The 1,390-nt window shown below is 61.0% G+C and carries 1 protein-coding gene; it reads right to left on the bottom strand.

All coding sequences use genetic code 11. The annotated features are described in order from the left end of the window. Positions 1 to 534: 534 nt before the first annotated feature. Positions 535 to 1,390 (bottom strand): phosphate ABC transporter permease PstA (gene pstA, locus CKO31_RS25850; RefSeq protein WP_200243724.1); only part of this gene is annotated, 856 nt, incomplete at its 5' end.

Genomic DNA, 1,390 nt, shown 5'->3' on the forward strand with positions numbered 1-1,390 from the left:
GAGGTAAAGTCGCCAATGGTCTCGGTAAAGGAGCTGTCTTCGACGAGATCGGTGGCGGTGATTGCCCCCGGTGCGCGGGCACCGAAGTTCGGTTGAGCAGCAAGCGTGTTCATTTGTGGGTGACCTCCGACGGTAATCCCGAAATCGTTATCTTGGGCTACGCTGGAAACAGTGTCATCCTATAGTTCCCCGCGAGCCAAAGCCGGCTCTCGCCCCCTGTACATATCGAGCGAGACGCCGATCGTATGCTGTCTTGAGTATTCGATCGGCTGATAACTCGAAAACGCGGTTTCCGAATCGATCTGTTTTTAACGGCCTATAGTCATACAAGATACAGGGCCCGGCGGCGCTGTGCAATCCTGCATCGCTTGCCGATCTGGTTCCGGACCAAGCCATCCGCGCGTGATCGTCAGCGGCTGCGTACAAGCCCGCCAGGCCCAATCACCCCGCGGAGATGGGGCCGAAACCCACAAAAAACTCGTAATTCGATGTCTTTCCGAAAACTCCCCCGAGCGTAGACGCAAATCCGGTCGGTTACCAACGTCGCTCGAAGCGCCTGCGCAGCAGGACCGCGGCCAGGTTCATCGCAATCAGGAAGCCCAGCAGGATCATGATCGCGGCGGAGGTGCGCTCGACGAATCCCCGCTCCGGGCTATCTGCCCAGAGAAAGATCTGCACCGGCAGGACGGTCGACGGGTCAAGGGCCCCCTGCGGGATGTCGACGATAAACGCGATCATCCCGATCATAAGAAGCGGTGCGGTCTCGCCCAGTGCCGTGGCCATACCGATGATGGTGCCAGTGAGCATGCCGGGAATGGCCAGGGGCAGCACGTGATAGACCTGCGTCTGCATCGGCGACGCGCCGACCGCCAACGCAGCCTCGCGGATCGATGGCGGCACGGACTTCAGCGCGGCACGGCTGGCGATGATGATGGTCGGCAGCGTCATCAGCGTCAGCACCAAGGATCCGACCAGGGGGGTGGATCGCGGCACGCCGAAAAAGTTGATGAACACCGCAAGGCCGAGCAGACCGAAGACGATCGATGGCACCGCCGCCAGGTTGTTGATGTTGACCTCTATGAAGTCGGTCCACCGATTCTTCGGTGCAAACTCCTCCAGATAGAGGGCGGTGCCGACCGCGAGCGGGAAGGAGAACACCAGGGTCAGCGTCAGGGTGTAGAAGGATCCCGCCAAGGCCCCGGCGATGCCCGCCATCTCGGGCTCGCGCGATGCCCCGTGGGTGAAGAAGATGGTGTTGAACTTCTTCTCGATCTGCCCGCTTTCGGCGAGGCTATCGACCCAGGCGATGGAGCGATCCTTGATTCGCCGCTCCGCCTCCGGAAGCGTGCGGTCGATCTGGCCCTTGACGAGCATATCGACGTCATCGTCG

It is taken from the genome of Thiohalocapsa halophila (assembly GCF_016583825.1).
Classification (GTDB): domain Bacteria; phylum Pseudomonadota; class Gammaproteobacteria; order Chromatiales; family Chromatiaceae; genus Thiohalocapsa; species Thiohalocapsa halophila.